Consider the following 20,416-nt stretch of genomic DNA (forward strand, 5'->3'; position numbering starts at 1 on the left):
CTTAGGTGGATGCCTTCTGAATCAGATCGATCAGCTGATCGATCAATGCTTGCCCTTCCACTTTGACAGGTATCACTTCGGCTTCAAGCTTTTCACTCAAGTCTGCCACAGTCCAGTCGTCCAAAAATACCGTTTCTTCCGACTTCAGCATGGCTTCCGGCATCAGCACCCAATTGAGATTCTGCTTGGACTTCAGCGTTTCAAAGAGATCCGCTCCGGTCACCAGTCCCGCCACCGTAATGGTGTCGCCAAAAAAACGATTGACTATGGGGTGAACTCTGAGTTCTAAATTGGGCAGTCTCTTCATAATGGCTTCTGCCAAGCTGGCCATAAAATCACCGGCTAAAGTACCGGTTACCAGATCTACCGTGACCATCGGCAACAACGCATTTGCACTTTCTTTGTTGGGCATTGACGGCACCTGCTCAAGGGCACTTGAGACCTCGGTGCCAAACTTCCGGATTAAACCGACGCCATTTTCGAGTTGTCTGAAGCCCTCATAGGCTTCATAAGTCGGCACTTCTCGCTTTGCCGTCAGATAGAACTCGTCTGATAAATGAATAAATCTATTGCCTCTTTGCTCCAGAAATTTGACCTGCCACTGAGTCACCTGATCTATAAGGTCGGAAGCCGACTTCTGATCGTAGAGCGTTAACAGCGCCAAGCCTTCTCTGAACTTTGTCATGCCGACCGGCACCGCCGCGACGCTGACCAGGTTGGGACCAATTTTCGAAAGATCACTCAGTGTCCTGTCGAGCTCCGCACCATCGTTAACACCTGGAACCAGAACAATCTGTCCATTGACTTCTATTCTGTTGTCTGTCAGCTTTTTCAGTCTGCTTAAAATATCCCCCGCAAACCGGTTGTTCAGCATTTGTTTTCTAAGCTCCGGATTGGTAGTATGGATGGAAACGTTCACCGGACTCAGCTGATATTCTATCATTCTGTCGAGATCCTGGTCTTTGACATTCGTCAGCGTGACATAGTTCCCCTGCAAAAAAGAGAGCCTGGAATCGTCATCCTTGAAATACAGGGACTGGCGCATGCCTTTTGGCAGCTGATCGATAAAACAGAAGATACAGTTATTATGACAATGCTTGGCATCATCCAGAATTGGATTCCCAAATTCAATGCCAATCTCCTCATAAAAGTCCTTTTCTATTTCGAGCGCCCAGACCTCGCCATCAGGTTTCATGACTTCAATTTCAATCTCATCATCACCCGAGTAAAACAAAAAATCCAGGACATCTCTGATTTCTTTGCCATTAATGGTCAGCAGGCGGTCGCCTGCCTCAATTTCCAATTCCTCAGCAATGGAACCCGCTTCAACTTTGGAAATGATATGTCCACGATCTTTGCTCACACGATCACCTCATTGTGCTCTTTGAGGCATGCGAACGCGGCCATCCTGCCGGTATGGCCGCCGTCTCTTCTATTGGAAAAGAATCTGTCGTCACATAGTGTACATAGCGGAGATACTTCTATGGCCTCTGCAGGGATCCCGCAAGAAGTCAGAATTTCCGCATTGATCCCTTTTAAGTCAATCTTATGCTTGTTGGCAAAAGGCACTAAATGCTCCGGATAAGCTTCAAAAAGGCTGGAAACATCAAAGCCGACTTCATAGCAGCATACACCTGCAGCTGGCATGACAACGGCATTTAAGGCTTCCGGACGGCTTCCGTATTCCTTGATCATACCCTTGACCAGCGCCTCAGCGGCGCGCAAAGAAGTGCCTTTCCATCCGCTGTGGCAGAGACCGACAGCTTTATGCTGCGGATCGTAAACCAGGATTGGTACACAATCCCCGTAAAAGGTAATCAGCAGCACGCCTGGTTCATTGGTCATCAGAATGTCCGTTTCCGGAAAAACAGAAAAGTCCGGCTCAAAGGTCGATTCAGGCGGCTCCTTTCCCAATGCAGCATACCGGGTTCCGTGAACCTGTCTGGTTACCGCTACTTTCCACGGGCGAACCGGCAATGCGCGGATCATGGCTCTCATGTTCACGATAGCCTTGTCGTCGGGTTCGCTTGCTAAAATCCCCATATTGTTGCTTTCAAAAATTCCTTCGCTGACACCGCCAAGGCGCGTCGTCATACCAGCTATCAGCTCCGGAAATTTTTCCAATGATTTAAACGTTAGATTTGGCATTTTTATTCCTCACTGCCCGGGGCGCTTTTTTTCATTTAAGAGTTTGGTTAATTCGTCTACAAAGGTATTTATGTCTTTGAACTGTCTGTAGACCGAAGCAAACCGGACATAAGCCACTTCGTCCAACTCCTTCAGTTTGAGCATCACCAGCTCCCCGATAGCTTGTGATGACACTTCCCGATCCAGAGTATTCTGGAGTTTCTTTTCAATCCAATCCACCAAATGTTCAATCTGCTCCATGGACACAGGTCGTTTTTCACAGGCCCTGATAATGCCGCCAAGAAGTTTGTTTCGGTTGAAGGATTCCCTGGTCGTGTCTTTTTTGACGACGACAAGAGGAACTTCTTCGATTTTTTCATAGGTTGTAAAGCGGTTCCTGCATTGGGTGCACTCGCGTCTTCTCCGGATCGACGCGCCCTCATCCGCAGGGCGTGTATCAATGACCTTGGTTTCACTGTCACCACAATATGGACAATTCAAGTTCGCTCTCCCCCCTACTAACAAAAGACCACCTGAGAACAGGTGGTCCCAGACTGAAGGCTCAATGGTTTTCAGTCGACTCGTTACCTTCTTTTTCTTAAAAATGGTGGAATTTCAAATTCTCCGGATTCATTGCCGCCGGCGCTCTTCACTACGTTCTGAACCGGTGCTGCAGCTTCCTGGACCGCTGGAGCTTCTGATACCGCAGGTGCTTCTTCCTGGACGACAGCCGGTTCTGGCTTGACATCCTGAGCCGCTTTTTTTATGACATCTTCAAAGCCTGTAGCAATAACCGTTATTCTAATTTCATCCTTGATGGTTTCATCAATCACAGCGCCAAAGATAATGTTCGCATCTTCATCCGCTTCTCTGGCGACAATTTCAGCCGCTTCATTAATTTCCAAAAGTCCCAGGCTAGGACCGCCCGTAATGTTCAAAAGTACGCTCTTCGCGCCGTTGATCGTCGTTTCCAGGAGCGGGCTGTGAATCGCCTGTTTGGCTGCCTCAACAGCTCTGTTGTCGCCGCTGGCGCGACCAACGCCCATGTGCGCGAGACCGCGCTCAAACATGATCGTTTTAACGTCAGCGAAATCGAGATTGACAAGGCCGGGAATCGCTATCAAATCCGTGATACCTTGAACACCTTGTTTAAGTACGTCATCAGCAATTTTGAACGCTTCGACAATGGAAGTCCGCTTATCCACAACCTCGAGGAGTCTGTCATTCGGAATTGTGACCAAGGTATCCACACGTTTTCTGAGCTCATCAATGCCCCGCTCAGCGTGGGTCATGCGGCGCTTTCCTTCAAATGTAAACGGTTTGGTGACAACGCCAACCGTTAAAATCCCCATTTCTTTTGCGATTTCAGCTATGATTGGTGCCGCCCCTGTACCGGTGCCGCCACCCATGCCGGCAGTGATAAAAACCATATCCGCCCCTTGGAGCGCTTGATACACATCATCACGGCTCTCTTCAGCCGCTTTGCTGCCAATTTCAGGATTTGCGCCAGCACCAAGGCCTCTGGTCAGCTTTTCACCAATCTGAATTTTATATTCTGCTCTTGAATTATAAAGAGCTTGCTTATCCGTATTGATGGCGATAAACTGAACACCCTTCAGACTAGCCTCAATCATACGGTTGACAGCATTGCTGCCGCCGCCGCCGACGCCGACGACCTTAATCTGGGCAAATTGTTCCATATCGATATCAAATTCCAACACTATTTAGCCCCCTCGTCTATTCTATGTCATTCATCTTGTGTTTTCGCTAAATATTAGTTTAATAATACCACAACATATTGTACATAAGAATATCTTTAATCAAATTTGATACCTTTTTCACGTATTTTTTGTCATTTTCTGCCGATAACTTGTAATAATATCCCTGCGTATGATCGCCAGGTTATTAAACAAACGCACACCGAAGGCAAATACGGCAGCATAATAAATTGGCACGCCCAAATTATCGCCTATATAGGCAAGAAAAGCCGCGAGTATGGCATTCGTGAAAAAACCGCTGACAAAGATTACCATGTCGAAGGTTCCATCCCTTGATGTTCGAATGGCACCAAACACGGAGTCGATCGCTGCCAGAATGGCGACTGAAAAATAAATTGCAAAGCTGGTCGTAACTGACAGTGGTATCAAATAACCTATACCGAGTCCAACAATAATGCCAATAACAGCTATGATCATGGTTTGATTTCCTCCAACAGGTTTAAATACAAGGGATTTTTATATGCGGCATAAGCCGGAATTTTGACATTGATGCTGGAATTGACTTCTACATAAAGTCCAATCTGTCGAAGCAGCCCGGCATATCCATTTGGCCCTTCCGCCACTTCAATCAACCTGTCCCTGTTGCCTATGGCAGTAATAATATACGGCTGTGCGAAAACCTGGTTGTTGATGAGAATGGTAGGACCTGTGCAATAAAGTTCCGTCTTCCCAAGCAGGATTCTCTGGTTGTTAATGGCTATGGCTTCAGCACCGGCGTTTCTTAAATCATCAATCAGCGCTCTGATGTCATAGTCATGAACTATGAGTGTATTGGGATCCTCACCTTCCTGCAAGTCTCTTTCACCATCCGAGACAATAATCACAACACCGGGGCCAGCCAGTTCCGCATACCCTGAAAAGGCTTTATAAAGCCGGATTTCTTCCATCAGCACCGATTCAAAGGAGACATTCGGATCTTGAGCGGCTTCATATTGTTCAGATTTTTCAAGCAGCTGATTTTTGAGCGCTGCCAACCGAACTATCTCAGCTTTTTCCTTTTCGATGGTCCTTTGAAGACCGTCCAGATCAGAGATCTGAACATATTTAACTCCGAGGTTTGTGACCTTCAGCTGAAGTGCGACCAGAATTCCAAGCGTGATCATCAGCATCATAATTATTGCTTTACTGCGATTCACTTTCACCGGACTTCCCCCATCCGCTCTACTGCTGAACAATGTTGGCGTAGCGAAATTCAACTGCGCCGGCGTATTTCGAAATAGTGACTTTCTCCATCCGCTTCACTTCAACCACATATTTGCGGTCTCTAAGCTCAGAAACGATACCCATTCTGTTGGTGATGGCATTCTCAAGCGTCACGCTGTTCCCGATCGCTCGAATGACGAGCGGAAGATTCTGCGGTATTTTGTTGACGTTGATATTCTCTCCTGCAGCTCTGATTTCAGTCGTGCTTAGAACCCTTTGGTCATTGATGCTTAAAGCTTCAGCGCCTGCTGCATTCAATTCATTGACCATGGATAAGATCAATTCATAATCATAAACCAGATTTGACTCGTAAGCAGAATCAATGGATCTCTGAGGATTGTCAATCAAAATCTCAATCCCTTGGCCTGCAACGTCCACAAGGCCTGATAATGCCTTATACTTGTTTAAATCTTCATTTAGATTTTTAATGAGGACACTGCCCTTGGATTCCGTTTCTTCGATCTCCCTCAACCGGGCTTCTAATGTATCAACCTCGCTCTGAAGCAAATCCCGCTCATTTTTTAACTTTGTCAGCTCCGTCACAAGCTGTGTTGACTTTTGGATTGGACTTAAGCCCTGGAGCACATTTTTTTGTACTGTTTTAAACTGTATAGCCACAAAAATGCCTAGAACAATACAGATCAAACCAATCATCAACTGATCTTTTCCGATTTTCACGCGGGTTGACCTCCTATTGATCAAACGGTTTAAATGTTGGAAGGCCTTCCGTACTGACATCGATCAGCCCAGTCGTCGTGCCGTTCTCTTTTAGATTTTCGTAAATCACCACAAAATTATTAAACCTGCGTTCTACATTTTCAACTTCGCCAAAGCTTCCTTTTATACCATCTTCTGTTTGGATCAGGACACTTCCATCTTCATACTCTATCATATTTGTAAAGGTCAGGTGAGATTTTTTCATCAAAAATACCAAATCCACAGTGCGCTCCAAAATCGACTGATTTTCCACTTTGATTTTCTCGCCAATCTTAAACTCTTTGAAACGAAATCCCGAGACACCGACCGCTTCAGGCGGGGCCTCATCAACACCCAGCACCCGCAGGGACTCATCCAGAAGGATATAAAATCCGCTGTTGTAGATACTCAGGAAAGGGGTTCTGTAGGTCAGAGTCAGTTCAATACCAGACGGAAAAATTTTACTGACTTCAGCTTTCTCAATAAACGGATGCGTCACCAGCTGTTGCTCTAAGCTGTGCTCAGACATTAAAAACACTAAATTTTTACCCTTGGTAAGGCCCATTTGCTCAACGAGGATCTCCTCGGTCATGTAAACATTTGGAGTATAAATCAGTGTCTTCAAGCGAAAAAAATCAGTCATGAACAGGCTGACTGTAAATAGAGCCATGCATGCCGCTAAGATCACAACGACAACTGTAATGGATTTAGATGGAGAATTCATTGACGCTTCCATGTTCATGCCTTACATCACCTCGCTGACAACACCTGAACGATGTCCTTTACAATAGCCGCGGCAGCGTCCTCGTGCTGGATCGCCGCGAATTTCGACTTCATTTTCTCCAATTTTTCCGGATGATTGATCCAGTCGTTGATCATACTGACAATTCTCGTATCACTCAAATGCCGTTCCGGGAGTAAAACGCTGACCCCGGCGCGTTCCAGGGATCTTGCGTTATATTCCTGATGGTTTTCACTGACATTTGGTGATGGAATTAAAATCGAAGGCGTCGAAACCGCGCACAGCTCTGCAATTGTCGTTGCTCCCGCCCGGCTAATGACAAGGTCTGCCGCCGCCAAATACTGCGGCAGATCATATAGATATGGCACGACCTTCAGATGATTGACCAATTTGAACTCATTCTGCTCAAGCAGCTTCATATATCGTTCATAGTGGGCTTTTCCGGTGATATGAATAAACCTGACTCTGGGCTGCTGTCTATATTGATTCATCACCAGCATCATGGTCTCGTTCAGTTTTTTTGCGCCGCCGCTGCCGCCAAATGAAAGTACCACAAATTCGTCATCTATTCCAATCTTTGACCGGCACTCAGCCTTATCCAGATGCTTAAACTGTTCCCGTACCGGATTTCCGGTCAGGAGTGCTTTCTCGGGATGTTTAAGTGATGAGAGTGTCTCAGAAAAACTTATATAAGTCCTTTTTACTCTTTTTTCAAGCATTCGGATTGTCTTTCCCGGATGAACATTTTGCTCATGAATCGCTGTAAAGCTCCCTGAAAGCGCGCCGGCCAAAACAACTGGTCCGCTCACATAGCCTCCGGTTCCGAATACGAGATCCGGATTGAATTTTTTGATCAGCCCATAAGCCTTAAGAAGAGCACCGGCTGCCTTATACGTCGTTTCGAAGACATCTCCGGGCGTTTTTTTCTGAAAGCCTTTGACATCCAATCCCACAAAGTGGAATCCAGCCTTTTCTACAATGTCCTTTTCAAGACCGCGCTTTGATCCAATATAAAGCACCTGAAGGTCGGGATCCGCCTTCTGAAAAGCTTCAATAACCGCCAGTGCCGGATAAATATGGCCACCGGTACCACCGCCGGTAACTACAATTCGCATATTCAGGACTCCCTTTGCTTCGTTTGAATGGATTTTGACTGTTTTGAAATATTCAGCATGATCCCCATGGCAATCATGAGCATCAGCAGAAAGTTGCCGCCATAACTTATGAAAGGCAGCTGAAGTCCTGTTACAGGCATGGATGACGTCACAACCGCCACATTGATAATGGTGTGGATTGCAAGCATAGCCGTAATGCCAGTCGCGAGAAACATACCATACTGATCCGGCGCATTCATGGCAATTCGGATGCATCTATAGATCAGAAATAAAAAAAGCAAAATCAGAAGGGACGAACCGACAAATCCCAGCTCCTCGCCAACCGTTGCGAAGATAAAGTCGTTTTGCGGCTCCGGGATATATAGTTTGTTTAAAGTACTCTGTCCGAGCCCGACACCAAACAGACCGCCGGAGCCCAGCGCATAAAGAGATTGAATGACCTGCCAGCCGTCTCCAAAAGTATCTTTAAACGGATCGAGAAAGGTCAGGAAGCGTCTGGCGCGCCATTCGCTGGATAATATAGCTGCATAGATTCCAACCCCACCGGCTGCGCCAAGAGTCATAAGCTGAAATATATTGACGCCTGCAACAAAGGCCATGGCCATGAGGATCCCGCTGATCGTTATGGCATTGCTGAGATTAGGCTGCTTATAAATCAAAACGAAATAGGCACCCACTATAATTAGAACCGGTAACAACCCCGATGAAAACTTATGGATCTTTCGCTGTCGGTTCTCAAGAAATCCAGCCATGTAGAGGATCGCGGCCATTTTTGCGAATTCACTCGGCATAAATGTCAGCGGGCCTATGTCCACCCACCTGACTGCGCCGTTAACTTCTTTCCCGAGCGGCGTAAACAAAAGTCCCAAAAAGATAAAACTGAGGACAAAGAGTATAAACGCAATTTTCCTATAAAGTTTGTAATCAATCAGGGAGAAGAAAATCATTGCGACAACACCAGCGCCCGCCCAGACCAAATGCTTTTCTAAAAAGAGGTACTTGTTTTCCCATTTAGCCATGGCGTAATAAAAGCTTGAGCTGAAGACCATCATGACACCCGTAAATACTAAAAGCATCACCACTACCAGCAAAGCATAATCTATGCCTTGAGTTTCATTTTTCACGATCTTCACCTCAATTCATTGACACAGCGCTTAAAGTGCTCTCCTCGTCTTTCAAAGTTCTCATACATATCCCAACTCGCACAAGCAGGCGACAGCAGTACCGCACCACCCTCAGGCACACAGGCTGCCGCAAGGACCACAGCCTCATCCATAGTCGCGGCCCTGGCCACGTTATCAAAGCCAAGCCTTTGCGCGGTTTCTTCAATAAACGCAGCCGTTTCACCAAGCACGATAAGTTTTATAATTCGACCGCCAAAGGCTTCAATCAACTCATCAAACGTACTGCCTTTATCCATTCCGCCCGCAATGAGAACTGTAGGACGTGTCATTGCTTCAACCGCTTTAATGGACGCATCAGGATTAGTCCCTTTGGAATCGTTGTAGTAATAAACGCTGTTAATCTCACGAACAAATTCTATCCGGTGCTCTACACCTTGAAAAGACTTGAGCACAGAAGCGATCACTTCAGGCTTGATCCCAGCGAAATAAGCAATTCCAGCAGCTGCTAAAGCATTTTCGAGATTGTGGCTGCCTGGGATAAAGATCTCCCTATGATCCATAAGCCTTTCTTTTAAACCCTGTTTTGCATCCGCCAGAATTATTTCACCGGAAGCCGGATCACAGTATACCCCGTCTTCCACCTCCGCCTTTCTGCTGAACAAAGTGACCCTGGCGCCGGTTTTCGCCGCGCGTTCCATCAGCGCAAAGGTTTCAGGATTGTCTGCATTTAGAAGAACCACATCATCCGCACCAGCATTTTCAAAAATTCTGCATTTGGCATCTGTATAATTTTCCATTGTCTTGTGTCTATTTAAATGATCCGGTGTCACATTTAAGATGGCTGAGATAGACGGATGAAAGGCTTGAACCGTTTCAAGCTGAAAACTGCTGACCTCGGTAATCCAGTTGGTTTCATCTGTTGAAATTGATGCAAGTTCAACCACAGATTGACCAATATTGCCGGCCACAATGGCATGCCTGCCTGCTGCTTTGAAAATTTCTCCAGTCAATGCCGTCGTAGTAGTTTTTCCGTTCGTACCTGTGATGGCGAAAAACTTTCCCTTTGCAAGTCTGAAACCTAGTTCGAGTTCACCAATGATTTCAATCCCAGCTGATTTTGCTGCTGCAATAAAGGGCAAATCCATAGGCACGCCGGGACTGACGAGGATCAGATCATAGCAGGAGATTTTTTCTATCTCCGGGTGTCTGCCAAATAGAGTGTCTCTATAACATCCAGCCAAAGTAGGCAATATATTTTCGAAGGCTTCTGACGTCTTCAAGTCATTTAAATCTACAGCATAGCCCGACTGATTCAGCGCCTTTACAGCCGGAATCCCTGACTTGGCAAGTCCAACGACTAAGGCTCTCTTTTCTTCTGTCACTCCAGTTCCCCCCTTTTTATAAACGCAGCAGCCACAGACTGAGTATACAGCCTAATACGGTCACCACATTAAACACAACCACTACTTTTGTTTCGTGCCAGCCCGACAATTCAAAATGGTGATGTATTGGGGCCATTTTAAACAAGCGCTTATGTCTGAGTTTGTATGACCCTACCTGCAACACGACACTGAATGTCTCAATGACATAAATCACGCCAAAAATCAGGATCCATAGTACAGTCCCAGTTGAAAGAGACAATGCGGTTATAGCGCCGCCGAGAGCCAGCGAACCCACATCACCCATAAAAACCTTGGCAGGATATCGATTGAAAAAGAGAAATGCCAGCAAACCGCCAGCCAAAATAGAAGCCAGCATGCCATTTTCGAAAGCGCCCATGCGGTAGGACATCACCGCGATTGTCAAAGCTGTCAGCATTGTCACAGATCCGGCTAATCCGTCCAATCCATCCGTAAGATTGATCCCATTTGAAAGTGCCAGGATTACAAATACTATAAAAGGAAAGTAGATGACTCCAAGATCCAGCACCTGACCAGTTCCCGGAATTATAATTCCGGTTCCAAAAGCAGTGCCGGCATACCAAGCACCAGCCACTGCAACTGCGAATTGTCCGACGAGTTTTTGCCATGCACGGAGTCCCAAATTCTTTTTACGAATAATTTTAAGATAATCATCCGCAAAACCAACGACACCAAGGCCCCCAAACAGAAGTAAAAACAACATAGCCTCCTGTCCAAACCTGCCTCGCATCAGTATAACCCCTACGACTGCTGTCATGAAAATCAATCCACCCATGGTGGGTGTCCCGGATTTAGCCAAATGCGCCTTTGGCCCTTCCTCTCGGATACTCTGCCCAAATTTCATCTTTCTCAAAAGAGGGATCAGCGCAAACCCGAGCCCTATTCCAACTGCCAGTGTTATGATACTCACCAGCAAAAATGACTGAATCATAAAACGCCTCCACAAATTCTAGTATGCAGCTATTGTTGTTCCACTTATATCTAAATCACTTTGGACGCCATTACTGCTTTAAGTGCCTCAAGTGCTTCTTCTCTGTCGTCAAAATGGTGTTTGGTCGTTCCGATTATTTGATAGGGTTCATGCCCCTTTCCTGCCAGAATCAGAACATCACCTTCTTCCAAACGGCGAACCGCAGTCTGAATCGCTAAATGGCGGTCGACCTCAACCAGCACCTTGCCCATTACAGTTTCCGGAATTCCCGCCAAAACCTCCGCCAATATTGACTCAGCGCTTTCTGTCCTGGGATTGTCGCTGGTCAGAAAAACTTCATCCGCCAGAGTCGCTGCAAGCTGCCCCATAACTGGACGCTTAATCCGGTCTCTGTCGCCGCCGCAGCCGAACAGAACGCGAAGTTTGCCCTTAGTCATTTCCCTGGCGATCTCAAGAACATTCCTGAGTGCGTCGGGGGTGTGGGCAAAATCGACAAAAACATCAAAAGGCCAAATTCCATCAATGCGCTCCATTCTGCCCGGTACCGCTTTCAAACTTCCGGATGAGCGAATGACGGCATCCGTTTGAAAGCCAAGCACCGACAATGTCGCAAAAACTGCTAAAGCATTAAAAACCTGGATTCGTCCGAGTCCGGGAACGCATACCTTAGATTCATCCTCTGGCATGTTCAGAATAAATTCAGTGCCAAGCGGCGTCCAGGCGATCTCATCCGCCCGAAAATCACAAACCCGAGACAGACCATAAGTGACTACCTGTTTCCCGGATGCACGCAGACGCTCAACCAGACGCTTTCCATAGGCGTCCTCCCAATTGACGACCGCGATGCCTTGATTCATCTCAAAGAGTCTCAGTTTCGCTTGAAAATAAGACTCCATATCACCATGAAAGTCCAAATGATCTTCCGTCAAATTCGTGAATACAGCGCATTTAAAATGTGTGTGGTCTACACGCCCCAGTTCGAGCCCATGGGAGGACACTTCCATTATCAGATGCGATGCGCCGGCATTCACAGCATTACGAAACAGCCGCTGGAGCGCTACCGGCTCGGGAGTGGTGTTCTGTGTTTCAAAAGTCTGATCCCCAATACGGTTGCCGATGGTTCCAAAAACTCCCACCCGCTTCCCTAGACTCTCCAGGGCATCCGCAAGCATCTGAGCAACCGAGGTTTTGCCATTCGTTCCAGTAATGCCAATCACAGTCATAGCTTCCGAGGGATTCTCATAGAAGCGCGAACCCAAGAGCGCAAGATTACGGCTCAAGCTTTCAACCCGAACGACACAATGAAATCCGGACGATTCGAGGTCAAGGTTCAGCGCCTCTTTGGATTTTTCTACGAGCGCCGCGATAGCCCCCTGACTTGCTGCCTGGCTCAAAAAACGATGGCCATCTGTGGTAATTCCTTCCATCGCAATAAACAGGTTTCCAGGGCCTATACTTCTGGAGTCTGTTTGTATACCGTTTATTTCAACATTCAGTTGTCCTTTAAGACACTCACAGGAGAGTCCCTCCAACAAACATTCCAAATTCAACTGTATCCACATCCTGTCCTGAAAATCGATAAAACAAAAAGGCAATTTAGTATACAACAAATTGCCTTCTTATTATAGCATTTTTAATACTATTTTTTAATGCGTCGTATCAAAAGACAAGATTACAATCGAGTGTTGACGAATTTTTTCTCCCGCAGCAGGATACTGCATTTGAACAATCGCTTCAGGATCATCCAGATCAATTGGCACAGTATTGAGCAACAATTCAGATGCGTCGAGAATTGCTTGCGCCTGCTTGAATGTCTTTCCGGTCAAATCAGGGACTGTGACCATTTTAGCAGCATCCAGGATTTCAGGCTCCACCTTCATATATCTCAAAGTATCCAGCAATATGTTGTGTGCGATCGGTGCCGCAACAACACTGCCAAAGTTGATATCTTTAGGCTCATCAACGATCACCAAAACCACAACTTTGGGGTCATCAACAGGTGCGAATCCAACAAAAGAAGCATAAGCAAGGTCCTTGGAATAACGGCCGTCAACCAGTTTCTCTGTTGTACCTGTTTTGCCGCCCACGCCAATACCCGGAATGTAAGCCTTCTTTCCTGAACCTTTGAGGACGACAGATTCCATCATTTTTCGCATTTCATCCGAAGTTTCTTTTGAAATCACTTGACGTCTGACTTTAGGCTCAAATGACTCCACGACATTTCCCTCATCATCAGATAAGGATTTGACTATCAACGGCTGCATCAAATTGCCGCCATTGACGATCGCGGAAACTGCCGTTGCCACTTGAATAGGTGTCGTAGAGACGCCGTGGCCAAAGGACATGGTGGCAAGCTCAACGGGGCCAATCCTCTCTTCTGCCTGAACGAGCGCATTGCCTTCAGCCGGAAGCAGGATCCCCGTTTTTTCTGTGAATCCAAAATCCTCAACGTAATTGAAAAAGGTCTCGGTGCCAAGTCTTTGACCAATTTCAATAAACACAGGGTTGCAAGAGTTTTCAAGACCCTGAGTCAGCGTCTGTAGCCCGTGAGGGTTATTGCTTCTCAAGCAGTTGATTCTGACACCGTTGACAATAATATAGCCTTTGTCATTGAAAGTTGAATTCACACTTACTTTATCTTCTTCCAGTCCAGCCGCAGCTGTCAGTAATTTAAAGGTAGATCCCGGCTCGTAAGTATCGCTGACAATTGGGTTTCGCCAGATCTGATTCCACGCCTGAAACATAGCGTCATTATCCATTGCGGCAATTTCCTCCGCTGTGAAAAAGGAAGTCAGCTCCCGGGGTGTATTGGGATCGTAATCCGGCTTCGTTGTCATAGCCAGAACCTCTCCGGTCATTGGATCCATGACAACCGCCATAATGCGCTTGGCACCAAAGTCCTTAAGACCACCATCCACCGCTTTCTCAGTAAAGTGTTGAATTACTTCGTCGAGCGTCAGAACTACATTATAGCCATCTTCTGGCTCGTATACTTTTTCATCCCCTACCGGGAGTGTTCTGCCGGCGGCATCTGTATGAGAGACAATCTTACCGTCAAGACCTGACAGCGCTTCGTCCAACATTTGCTCTATACCGGACAAGCCATCGCCATCCTCAGTCGAATGACCAATAATATGAGCGGCGAAGTTGCCATAAGGATAAACCCGCTTGCTCGACTCAGTCACCCAAACACCTTTTAGGCCTTTGTTTCGGACCAAGTCGGCTTTTGACTTGGTCAATCCCTTCGCGACGCGTACCAAAGTACTTTCGGGATTGCTGATTCTTGCAGAAATACCAGCCGCCGATTCGTCCAGGATAGTCGATAAAGCCTCTCCGTGTGCTTCAGGGTCATCAACATCTGCCGGCCTCGCCCATACCGTAAAGGTGCTCATGGAGAAAGCCAGTTTCATGCCATTGCGGTCCAAGATGTCACCGCGAAGTGCCGGAAGAGGAATATCCCGGATTTGATGGCTGAGTGCTTTTGAAAGATAGAATTCATTATTTATGACTTGTATGTATGCCAATCTTCCAATCAGCCCGAATAAAATAAGGCTGACTATAAGATAGGCAGCCCATAAACGAAGTCGATGCATCTTATTTGGTTTCGTCATAGAAGCCTTCCTTCCACAGGTCTACAAGGTGCCATAACTCTCTGGATGTACTGACTGCAATATCATTCGCAGTCCAGTGGAGGTCAGTTCATGGAACCTGTTGTATTTCCATCCTCTACAACATAATCACTTTTGGCGGCGCTGTCAAGGGAGTATTTCCAGTTAGATGTCAAATAAACGATTTGTTCCGGTTGTGGATATTGCATTTTAAGTTCTTGTACCGCAACCCTCTCAACATTTTCCAGCGAGACTGTACTGTCCATGGAGGCTCTGATTTCTTCAATCTCTTGGTTGATCTGCTTGATCTCAGACTGCATAGCATGTATGTCATATTTCGCTTCATAGACATCCGCATAACGGATGACGACCACTGAGAGCATGATAAAGAGCAGCGCTGAAAAAGCAATAATTCTCAAAGACATGGAGAGTCTTCTGCGCTGCTTTTTTCTCGATGCTTTCTCTTCGTGTCGGTCAGCAGCATCTTCTACATTTTTTCTTAATATGTAAGCGCGATAATCATCATAATTTTGAAAGTCTGTCATAGTTCTTGCTGCTGACATGGTCATGACCCCCTGCACCTTACAATTTTTCTGCTATTCTAAGTTTTGCGCTTCTCGCTCTAGGATTATATTCAAGCTCTTCTTCAGAAGGCAGAATTGGTTTTCGAGTGATGGTTTTGACTATGGCTTTTCGATTGCAGACACAGACAGGAAATTCAGGCGGGCATATGCACGCTGTTGATAAATCCTTAAATGTCTGCTTGACAATGCGATCCTCAAGTGAATGAAAGGTGATGATCGCCATCCTGCCACCCGGTTTCAAAGTTTCTACTCCGTCTCTGATGGTCTTTTCAATAATTCCAAGCTCATCATTGACTTCAATGCGAATCGCCTGAAAAGTTCTTTTTGCGGGATGCGGACCATCCTGTCTGGCTTTGGAGGGTATGGCCGCTTTTATGATGGAAACCAGTTCGGAGGTTTTTTTGATTGGCGCTTGTCTCCTGGCTTCAACAATGAATTTTGCAATTCTTGAAGCCCATTTCTCTTCACCGTAATCTCTAATAACTTCGTAAAGAGACTTCTCAGAATATGTATTGATGACCTCTTCCGCTGTCAGCGACTGTGTTTGATCCATTCTCATATCGAGGAGACCTTCGTTCATATAAGAAAACCCACGCTCTGCTTCATCCAGCTGGTAGGAGGAAACGCCCAGGTCAATCAATATACCGTCTACACCAGGCCATCCAAGATCTTCTATCACATTCTTAATGTGAACAAAATTGCTGTGAACCGGATAAAAATGATCTCCAAAACGCTTTAACCTTGACGTTGCAGCAGCTAATGCATCACGATCCTGATCGATGCCCGCCAGCCTGCCTTCCGGCAATTTCTCCAAAATGGCTTCGGAGTGACCGCCGCCGCCGAGTGTACAGTCCACGTAGTCTCCGTTCTCCCGGATCTCAAGTGCGTCAATGCAAGCTTCCAATAGTACGCTGACATGTTCAAACGCCACGGTCATACCTCCTTCTCCTGTTATATTCCAAGTTCAGCCATATGTTCTGCGATCTCATCATAATCGATATTTTCAGGATCAATGTAGCCGTTCCAGCCGTCCTGGCTCCAGATCTCAATGCGAGTCCCAGTGCCAATGATAACGGCTTCACGTTCTATAGCTGCATGTTCTCTCAATGTCTGCGGAATCAGTATGCGGCCCTGCTTGTCCAGCTCGCATTCGGAAGCACCCGAGAAAAACAGTCTGACGAACGCCCTTGCGTTCTTATTCGTCATTGGAAGTGCTTTCAATTTTTCTTCAAAAAGTTTCCATTCTTCTTCAGGAAATACAAAGAGGCAATTGTCCAGGCCTTTTGTGATATAGAACAGATCACCCAAAGATTCTCTGAATTTTGAAGGGATGCTGACGCGGCCTTTGGCATCCAAAGCATGTGTGAATTCACCGATAAACATGGCCCCGCCCCCTTTTCTATAACACTTCAGGATCAACTATTACACTTTATACCACTTTGACCCACTTTTACCCACTTATTGATTCCATTTTACATTATTTACATCAACATTTCTACTGCTTTCACACAAAATTTTGAAAATAACGCATAATTATTTCCAGCAAAAAAGTCAGTAGCAGATGGAAGCCGCAGACGTTGTCAATTGTGAAGAAGGCGGTGTCTGACACCCACTTCCAATATCCGCTGCCAACACATCCTTCCATCAATTATGGCAATAAAAAAAGCGCCCATAGGAGCGCCTTTAAGTTTTTCAAAACTCGTTTACACACAATCTGAAATTGACTAGAAATTATTTGTTTCTTACTTGAGACTGTAAAAAAAACCATTTCGTTAAGACTTGCTGCGATTCGATCTCCAGCGCCAGGCAGCTGCGCCAACAGCAATCATGATCAAGCTCGTCACTTGAGCTGTTCTGAACGGACCGACCATCAAACTGTCTGTTCGAAGCCCCTCAATCCAAAAGCGTCCAACCGAATAAACAATCAGGTACAGGAACATCAGTGCGCCGTCAAAAGGCTTTCTTTTTTTGTAAGTCATCAGAAATGCAAAGAGCGCCAGGTTCCACAAAGACTCATATAAAAAAGTAGGATGAACCTTTACACCATCAATCATAATTCCCCACGGCAAAGCTGTCGGACCGCCGTGGGCTTCCTGGTTGGCGAAGTTTCCCCACCTGCCAATTGCCTGACCAAGGGCTAAAACCGGTGCTATGACATCAGCCATCTTAAAAAAGTCGAGGCGTCTCCAGCGGGTGACAAAATATCCGGCAATAATGCCAAATACCACACCGCCGTGTATAGCAAGACCGCCGCCTCTCAAGTTGATAATTTCTGATGGATCTGAAAGATAATAAGATAAGTTGAAAGCCACATACCAAAGTCTTGCCCCTACTATGGCACTCACCAAAACCACCAAAATCAAATCCAAAAGATGATCCTCTGAATACCCGAGTTTCTTGCCCTCGCGAATGGTGTAGACGGAACCTATCAACATGGCAGCGGCTATCAAAATGCCATACCAGCGTATGCCTATGCCAAAAACTTCAAATGCAACTGGATTCACTATGATTTCTCTCCTCTTGGTTTGATAATCGAGATGACTTCATCCGGATTTGAAAATATGCTTTGAAAGGTTTTAAAAGCCTCATTCACTTGGATCTCATGAATGGTTTTAAGATAATCGAACAGATGATGTCCCTTCATGTAATAATGCATGAAAGCACTGGACAAATACTGAAGCGAGTTCGAAGCACTGATGAACTTCCCGGTCATTTTTCTGCGGATGCGCTCAAACGCGTCACGGTCAGGCCCTTCCTCCAGAATTCTCGCAATTTCAGCGCGAAACGCTTCAATAGCTTCTTCGAATCGCTGGGATTCGCCACCGAAAATAGTGTAAGTATAACCCTGACCCTGCGTAAAATCTATGGACAAAGTCGGATTGAATATACCACTTTCATACATCTTGTTGTAAAAAATGGAGCCGCGACCAAATTGCGCATCCAGCAATACTTTGATCTCCATGGTATGTTTGAGTGTTTCCTGAGCGCCATAAGGAAACGGAGGATGCTTATAAGCCATTTCAAAAAGTGGCGCCGGGACAGACATTTCAAGTTCAACTCGTTCCTTTTGACAACCGGCAGGCTCGTGTGGCATCACCAGCTCAAATTGGCTCTTTCGTTGTTTGAAGGCATCATCTAAATTTTGCTCTACAATTTCCAATACACGATCCGGATCAAGATCGCCCGCAACGAAAAGAACCATGTTTTCCGGCACATAAAAAGTGCTGTACGCCAGTTCAAGCTCTTCTTTCGTTGTCGCAGAGACTGATTCAGGCGTTCCGGCAATATCTTCCCTGACAGGGTGCTCCAAATATAAATTCTTCAATAAATTAACCAAGGTTCTGAAGCCCGGATCATCTTCATAAGAGGCAATCTCTTGGAGAATGATCCCTTTTTCCTTCTCGACATTTTCGTCTGTCAGATGAGTTCTTTGAACAAATTCAAGAAGTTTTTCGAGACTGGGCTCGAAATTTTCGCTGGTGGAAAAATGATAGACCGTAGAAGTATAGTTGGTGTAAGCGTTGACGGAAGCACCAAGCTCCGAGAAAGCGTCGAATACGTTCTTTTCCTTATCTTCAAAGATCTTGTGCTCGAGAAAGTGGGCCGCGCCAAGCGGAAATGTGACGCGTTTCCCCTCGAGGATAATTTCATTAAAGAAAGCGCCATATCGTGTGCCGAAGTAAGCAAACTTTTTTGCGAATCCGGGCTTGACTAGCAAATAGACCTCCAGTCCGCAATCCATTTTGTGTTTTAGAATAGTTTCATTTAATAGAGGGTCTGAATAACTTGTCCATTTGTTCATTGGTCTTCCTCCCCTGTCAACATATACCATGTGTCTTTGACAAAGGTCCTGCCTGCTTCGGTCATCTGATCAACGCTAACCTGATTGACCTTGTCGATAATTCTTTCAATATCCAATTCCTCATGTGACAGAAGTTGGGAAAACAGAAAATTGCTATAACTGTTCGGGAAGTCCGTAATGGACCTAAGGCCTGAAACTATTGATTTTTTAGCAATCTCCAGTTCCTCCTGAGTGACACGGCCTTCAATTAAATCCCGGAGGATTTCATCTGTCAGTTCTGTGACTTTTGTACCGGACGTCTTGTCTATCCCGGCCATAACCATGAGCATGCCCTTGAACCTGTCAAATTTGGACTGAATGTAATAACAAAGGCTTTCTTTTTCCCTGACCCGGTTAAACAAACGGCTGCTCGGAGTCCCGCCCAATACGGTGCTGAACAACATGGCCGGATAATAGAGAGGATGGTCGCCGCTAATGACCGAGCGGTATCCAATAACTAACTTTGCTTGATTGACATCAGTTCGTTCAATAATTTCTTTCACTTTGCCGAGTTCTGAACGCCAAGGAGAGGTTACTTCCAAAGACGTCCTTGCGCCTGAAAACGCAAACGCTTCTTTGCATTCCGTCAAAGCCTTGTCAAATTCAAAATCGCCGAACACAACTATGTCAATTTCCGCTTCCTTGAGAACTTTTAAATAATGATGGTAGAGTTTAACAGCGTCCATATCTTCAAGAAAAGAAACATCTCCGTAAGTATACGCACTGTAAGGCTCGTCGGGACACATATGCTCCACCATTCGATCCATGGCGTAAGTGGCTTTGTCGTTAGTCCGGCTTTCAATTTCCTGTTTCAGATTCTCGATTTCCTGGTCGACATAGGCCTTAATAAAAGCACCTTCTTCCAAGGCGGGTTCGAAGATCACTTCTTTTAAAATGCCAATGGCTTCTTTTAATGAATTCATGTCCAGAATCCAGGAACTCCTGGGCAATTGAGTCTTAAACTGGAGTATATGCAGCTCTCCAATTTTGGTGACATCAGAATAAAGCATTGCGCCGTATAAGTTATCAAGATGCGCATTAAAGGACTGTGTGGTTGGATATTGTTCAGTCCCGCGTTCCATAACCCTTGCAAGCAATGTATTGTAAGTCGCCTCTGCCTTGTCCAGCGGACGTTTCAAATAAACACTCACCAAGTCAGTCTTGAATTTGCCTGACCTGATCAGCACAAGCCTGACTCCTTGGGCCAATTGGATGTATTTAACCTCTTCTATCATGTAATCACCTG

At 45.9% G+C, this 20,416-nt stretch carries 20 protein-coding genes; all 20 read right to left on the reverse strand.

Annotated features, from left to right (window positions below):
- Position 1 precedes the first annotated feature (1 nt).
- A complete protein-coding gene (locus tag OEL90_RS00515) occupies positions 2-1,363 on the reverse strand; it encodes a DUF512 domain-containing protein (RefSeq protein WP_291402958.1) in 1,362 nt (453 codons plus the stop codon).
- Positions 1,360-2,148 carry a polyphenol oxidase family protein gene (locus OEL90_RS00520; protein ID WP_291402955.1) on the reverse strand — a complete coding sequence of 263 codons (789 nt, stop codon included), beginning with the start codon at positions 2,146-2,148 and terminating at the stop codon, positions 1,360-1,362. Before OEL90_RS00520 ends, OEL90_RS00515 begins: the two co-directional genes overlap by 4 nt.
- 9 nt (positions 2,149-2,157) lie before the next feature.
- Positions 2,158-2,628 (reverse strand): transcriptional regulator NrdR, encoded by a 471-nt coding sequence (gene nrdR / locus OEL90_RS00525; protein WP_291402953.1) that lies wholly within the window; start codon positions 2,626-2,628, stop codon positions 2,158-2,160.
- A gap of 83 nt (positions 2,629-2,711) precedes the next feature.
- Complete coding sequence (ftsZ, locus tag OEL90_RS00530) at positions 2,712-3,848, reverse strand: cell division protein FtsZ (RefSeq protein ID WP_291402952.1); 1,137 nt, start codon at positions 3,846-3,848, stop codon at positions 2,712-2,714.
- 117 nt (positions 3,849-3,965) lie between these two features.
- Positions 3,966-4,322, reverse strand: a complete 357-nt coding sequence (locus tag OEL90_RS00535) for a small basic family protein (protein ID WP_291402950.1) — start codon at positions 4,320-4,322, stop codon at positions 3,966-3,968.
- The gene (locus OEL90_RS00540) at positions 4,319-5,047 is read right to left on the reverse strand and encodes a DUF881 domain-containing protein (protein ID WP_291402948.1); all 729 of its coding nucleotides are present in this window, start codon (positions 5,045-5,047) and stop codon (positions 4,319-4,321) included. Before OEL90_RS00540 ends, OEL90_RS00535 begins: the two co-directional genes overlap by 4 nt.
- Before the next feature lie 19 nt (positions 5,048-5,066).
- Complete coding sequence (locus tag OEL90_RS00545; protein ID WP_291402946.1) at positions 5,067-5,786, reverse strand: DUF881 domain-containing protein; 720 nt, start codon at positions 5,784-5,786, stop codon at positions 5,067-5,069.
- Between the two features lie 13 nt (positions 5,787-5,799).
- On the reverse strand, positions 5,800-6,546 hold the full coding sequence (locus OEL90_RS00550; protein WP_291402944.1) for a cell division protein FtsQ/DivIB: 747 nt from the start codon (positions 6,544-6,546) through the stop codon (positions 5,800-5,802).
- An 8-nt stretch (positions 6,547-6,554) separates the two neighbouring features.
- A complete protein-coding gene (gene murG, locus OEL90_RS00555; protein ID WP_291402943.1) occupies positions 6,555-7,661 on the reverse strand; it encodes an undecaprenyldiphospho-muramoylpentapeptide beta-N-acetylglucosaminyltransferase in 1,107 nt (368 codons plus the stop codon).
- Positions 7,662-7,663: 2 nt separating this feature from the next.
- The gene (ftsW, locus tag OEL90_RS00560; protein WP_291402942.1) at positions 7,664-8,785 is read right to left on the reverse strand and encodes a putative lipid II flippase FtsW; all 1,122 of its coding nucleotides are present in this window, start codon (positions 8,783-8,785) and stop codon (positions 7,664-7,666) included.
- A 5-nt stretch (positions 8,786-8,790) separates the two neighbouring features.
- On the reverse strand, positions 8,791-10,167 hold the full coding sequence (murD, locus tag OEL90_RS00565; RefSeq protein WP_300686615.1) for a UDP-N-acetylmuramoyl-L-alanine--D-glutamate ligase: 1,377 nt from the start codon (positions 10,165-10,167) through the stop codon (positions 8,791-8,793).
- Between the two features lie 16 nt (positions 10,168-10,183).
- Entirely contained in the window at positions 10,184-11,137 is a 954-nt protein-coding gene (gene mraY, locus OEL90_RS00570; protein ID WP_291402940.1) for a phospho-N-acetylmuramoyl-pentapeptide-transferase, read from the reverse strand.
- 50 nt (positions 11,138-11,187) lie between these two features.
- Positions 11,188-12,687, reverse strand: a complete 1,500-nt coding sequence (locus tag OEL90_RS00575; protein WP_291402939.1) for a UDP-N-acetylmuramoyl-L-alanyl-D-glutamate--2,6-diaminopimelate ligase — start codon at positions 12,685-12,687, stop codon at positions 11,188-11,190.
- A gap of 96 nt (positions 12,688-12,783) precedes the next feature.
- On the reverse strand, positions 12,784-14,748 hold the full coding sequence (locus OEL90_RS00580) for a penicillin-binding transpeptidase domain-containing protein (RefSeq protein ID WP_300686618.1): 1,965 nt from the start codon (positions 14,746-14,748) through the stop codon (positions 12,784-12,786).
- Positions 14,749-14,831: 83 nt separating this feature from the next.
- Positions 14,832-15,308: a hypothetical protein gene (locus OEL90_RS00585; protein WP_291402937.1), complete on the reverse strand. Its 477-nt coding sequence runs from the start codon at positions 15,306-15,308 to the stop codon at positions 14,832-14,834.
- Positions 15,309-15,327: 19 nt separating this feature from the next.
- The gene (rsmH, locus tag OEL90_RS00590) at positions 15,328-16,260 is read right to left on the reverse strand and encodes a 16S rRNA (cytosine(1402)-N(4))-methyltransferase RsmH (RefSeq protein WP_300686621.1); all 933 of its coding nucleotides are present in this window, start codon (positions 16,258-16,260) and stop codon (positions 15,328-15,330) included.
- Positions 16,261-16,280: 20 nt separating this feature from the next.
- Entirely contained in the window at positions 16,281-16,712 is a 432-nt protein-coding gene (gene mraZ, locus OEL90_RS00595; RefSeq protein WP_291402933.1) for a division/cell wall cluster transcriptional repressor MraZ, read from the reverse strand.
- Positions 16,713-17,101: 389 nt separating this feature from the next.
- A complete protein-coding gene (lgt, locus tag OEL90_RS00600) occupies positions 17,102-17,833 on the reverse strand; it encodes a prolipoprotein diacylglyceryl transferase (protein WP_291402931.1) in 732 nt (243 codons plus the stop codon).
- Entirely contained in the window at positions 17,833-19,131 is a 1,299-nt protein-coding gene (gene yfmH / locus OEL90_RS00605; RefSeq protein ID WP_291402929.1) for an EF-P 5-aminopentanol modification-associated protein YfmH, read from the reverse strand. The genes lgt and yfmH overlap by 1 nt, the downstream gene beginning before the upstream one ends.
- Positions 19,128-20,405: an EF-P 5-aminopentanol modification-associated protein YfmF gene (gene yfmF / locus OEL90_RS00610; RefSeq protein ID WP_414635010.1), complete on the reverse strand. Its 1,278-nt coding sequence runs from the start codon at positions 20,403-20,405 to the stop codon at positions 19,128-19,130. The genes yfmH and yfmF overlap by 4 nt, the downstream gene beginning before the upstream one ends.
- Positions 20,406-20,416 lie beyond the last annotated feature (11 nt).

Source organism: Acidaminobacter sp. (assembly GCF_030247605.1).
Lineage (GTDB): Bacteria > Bacillota > Clostridia > Peptostreptococcales > Acidaminobacteraceae > Acidaminobacter.

Excerpts from the sequence above, each read along its gene's own strand:
- OEL90_RS00520 (WP_291402955.1), bottom strand. The coding sequence starts at position 2,148 with ATGCCAAATCTAACGTTTAAATCATTGGAAAAATTTCCGGAGCTGATA.
- OEL90_RS00535 (WP_291402950.1), bottom strand. The coding sequence starts at position 4,322 with ATGATCATAGCTGTTATTGGCATTATTGTTGGACTCGGTATAGGTTAT.
- OEL90_RS00550 (WP_291402944.1), bottom strand. The coding sequence starts at position 6,546 with ATGAACATGGAAGCGTCAATGAATTCTCCATCTAAATCCATTACAGTT.
- murG (WP_291402943.1), bottom strand. The coding sequence starts at position 7,661 with ATGCGAATTGTAGTTACCGGCGGTGGTACCGGTGGCCATATTTATCCG.
- mraY (WP_291402940.1), bottom strand. The coding sequence starts at position 11,137 with ATGATTCAGTCATTTTTGCTGGTGAGTATCATAACACTGGCAGTTGGA.
- OEL90_RS00580 (WP_300686618.1), bottom strand. The coding sequence starts at position 14,748 with ATGACGAAACCAAATAAGATGCATCGACTTCGTTTATGGGCTGCCTAT.
- OEL90_RS00585 (WP_291402937.1), bottom strand. The coding sequence starts at position 15,308 with ATGTCAGCAGCAAGAACTATGACAGACTTTCAAAATTATGATGATTAT.
- mraZ (WP_291402933.1), bottom strand. The coding sequence starts at position 16,712 with ATGTTTATCGGTGAATTCACACATGCTTTGGATGCCAAAGGCCGCGTC.
- yfmH (WP_291402929.1), bottom strand. The coding sequence starts at position 19,131 with ATGAACAAATGGACAAGTTATTCAGACCCTCTATTAAATGAAACTATT.
- yfmF (WP_414635010.1), bottom strand. The coding sequence starts at position 20,405 with ATGATAGAAGAGGTTAAATACATCCAATTGGCCCAAGGAGTCAGGCTT.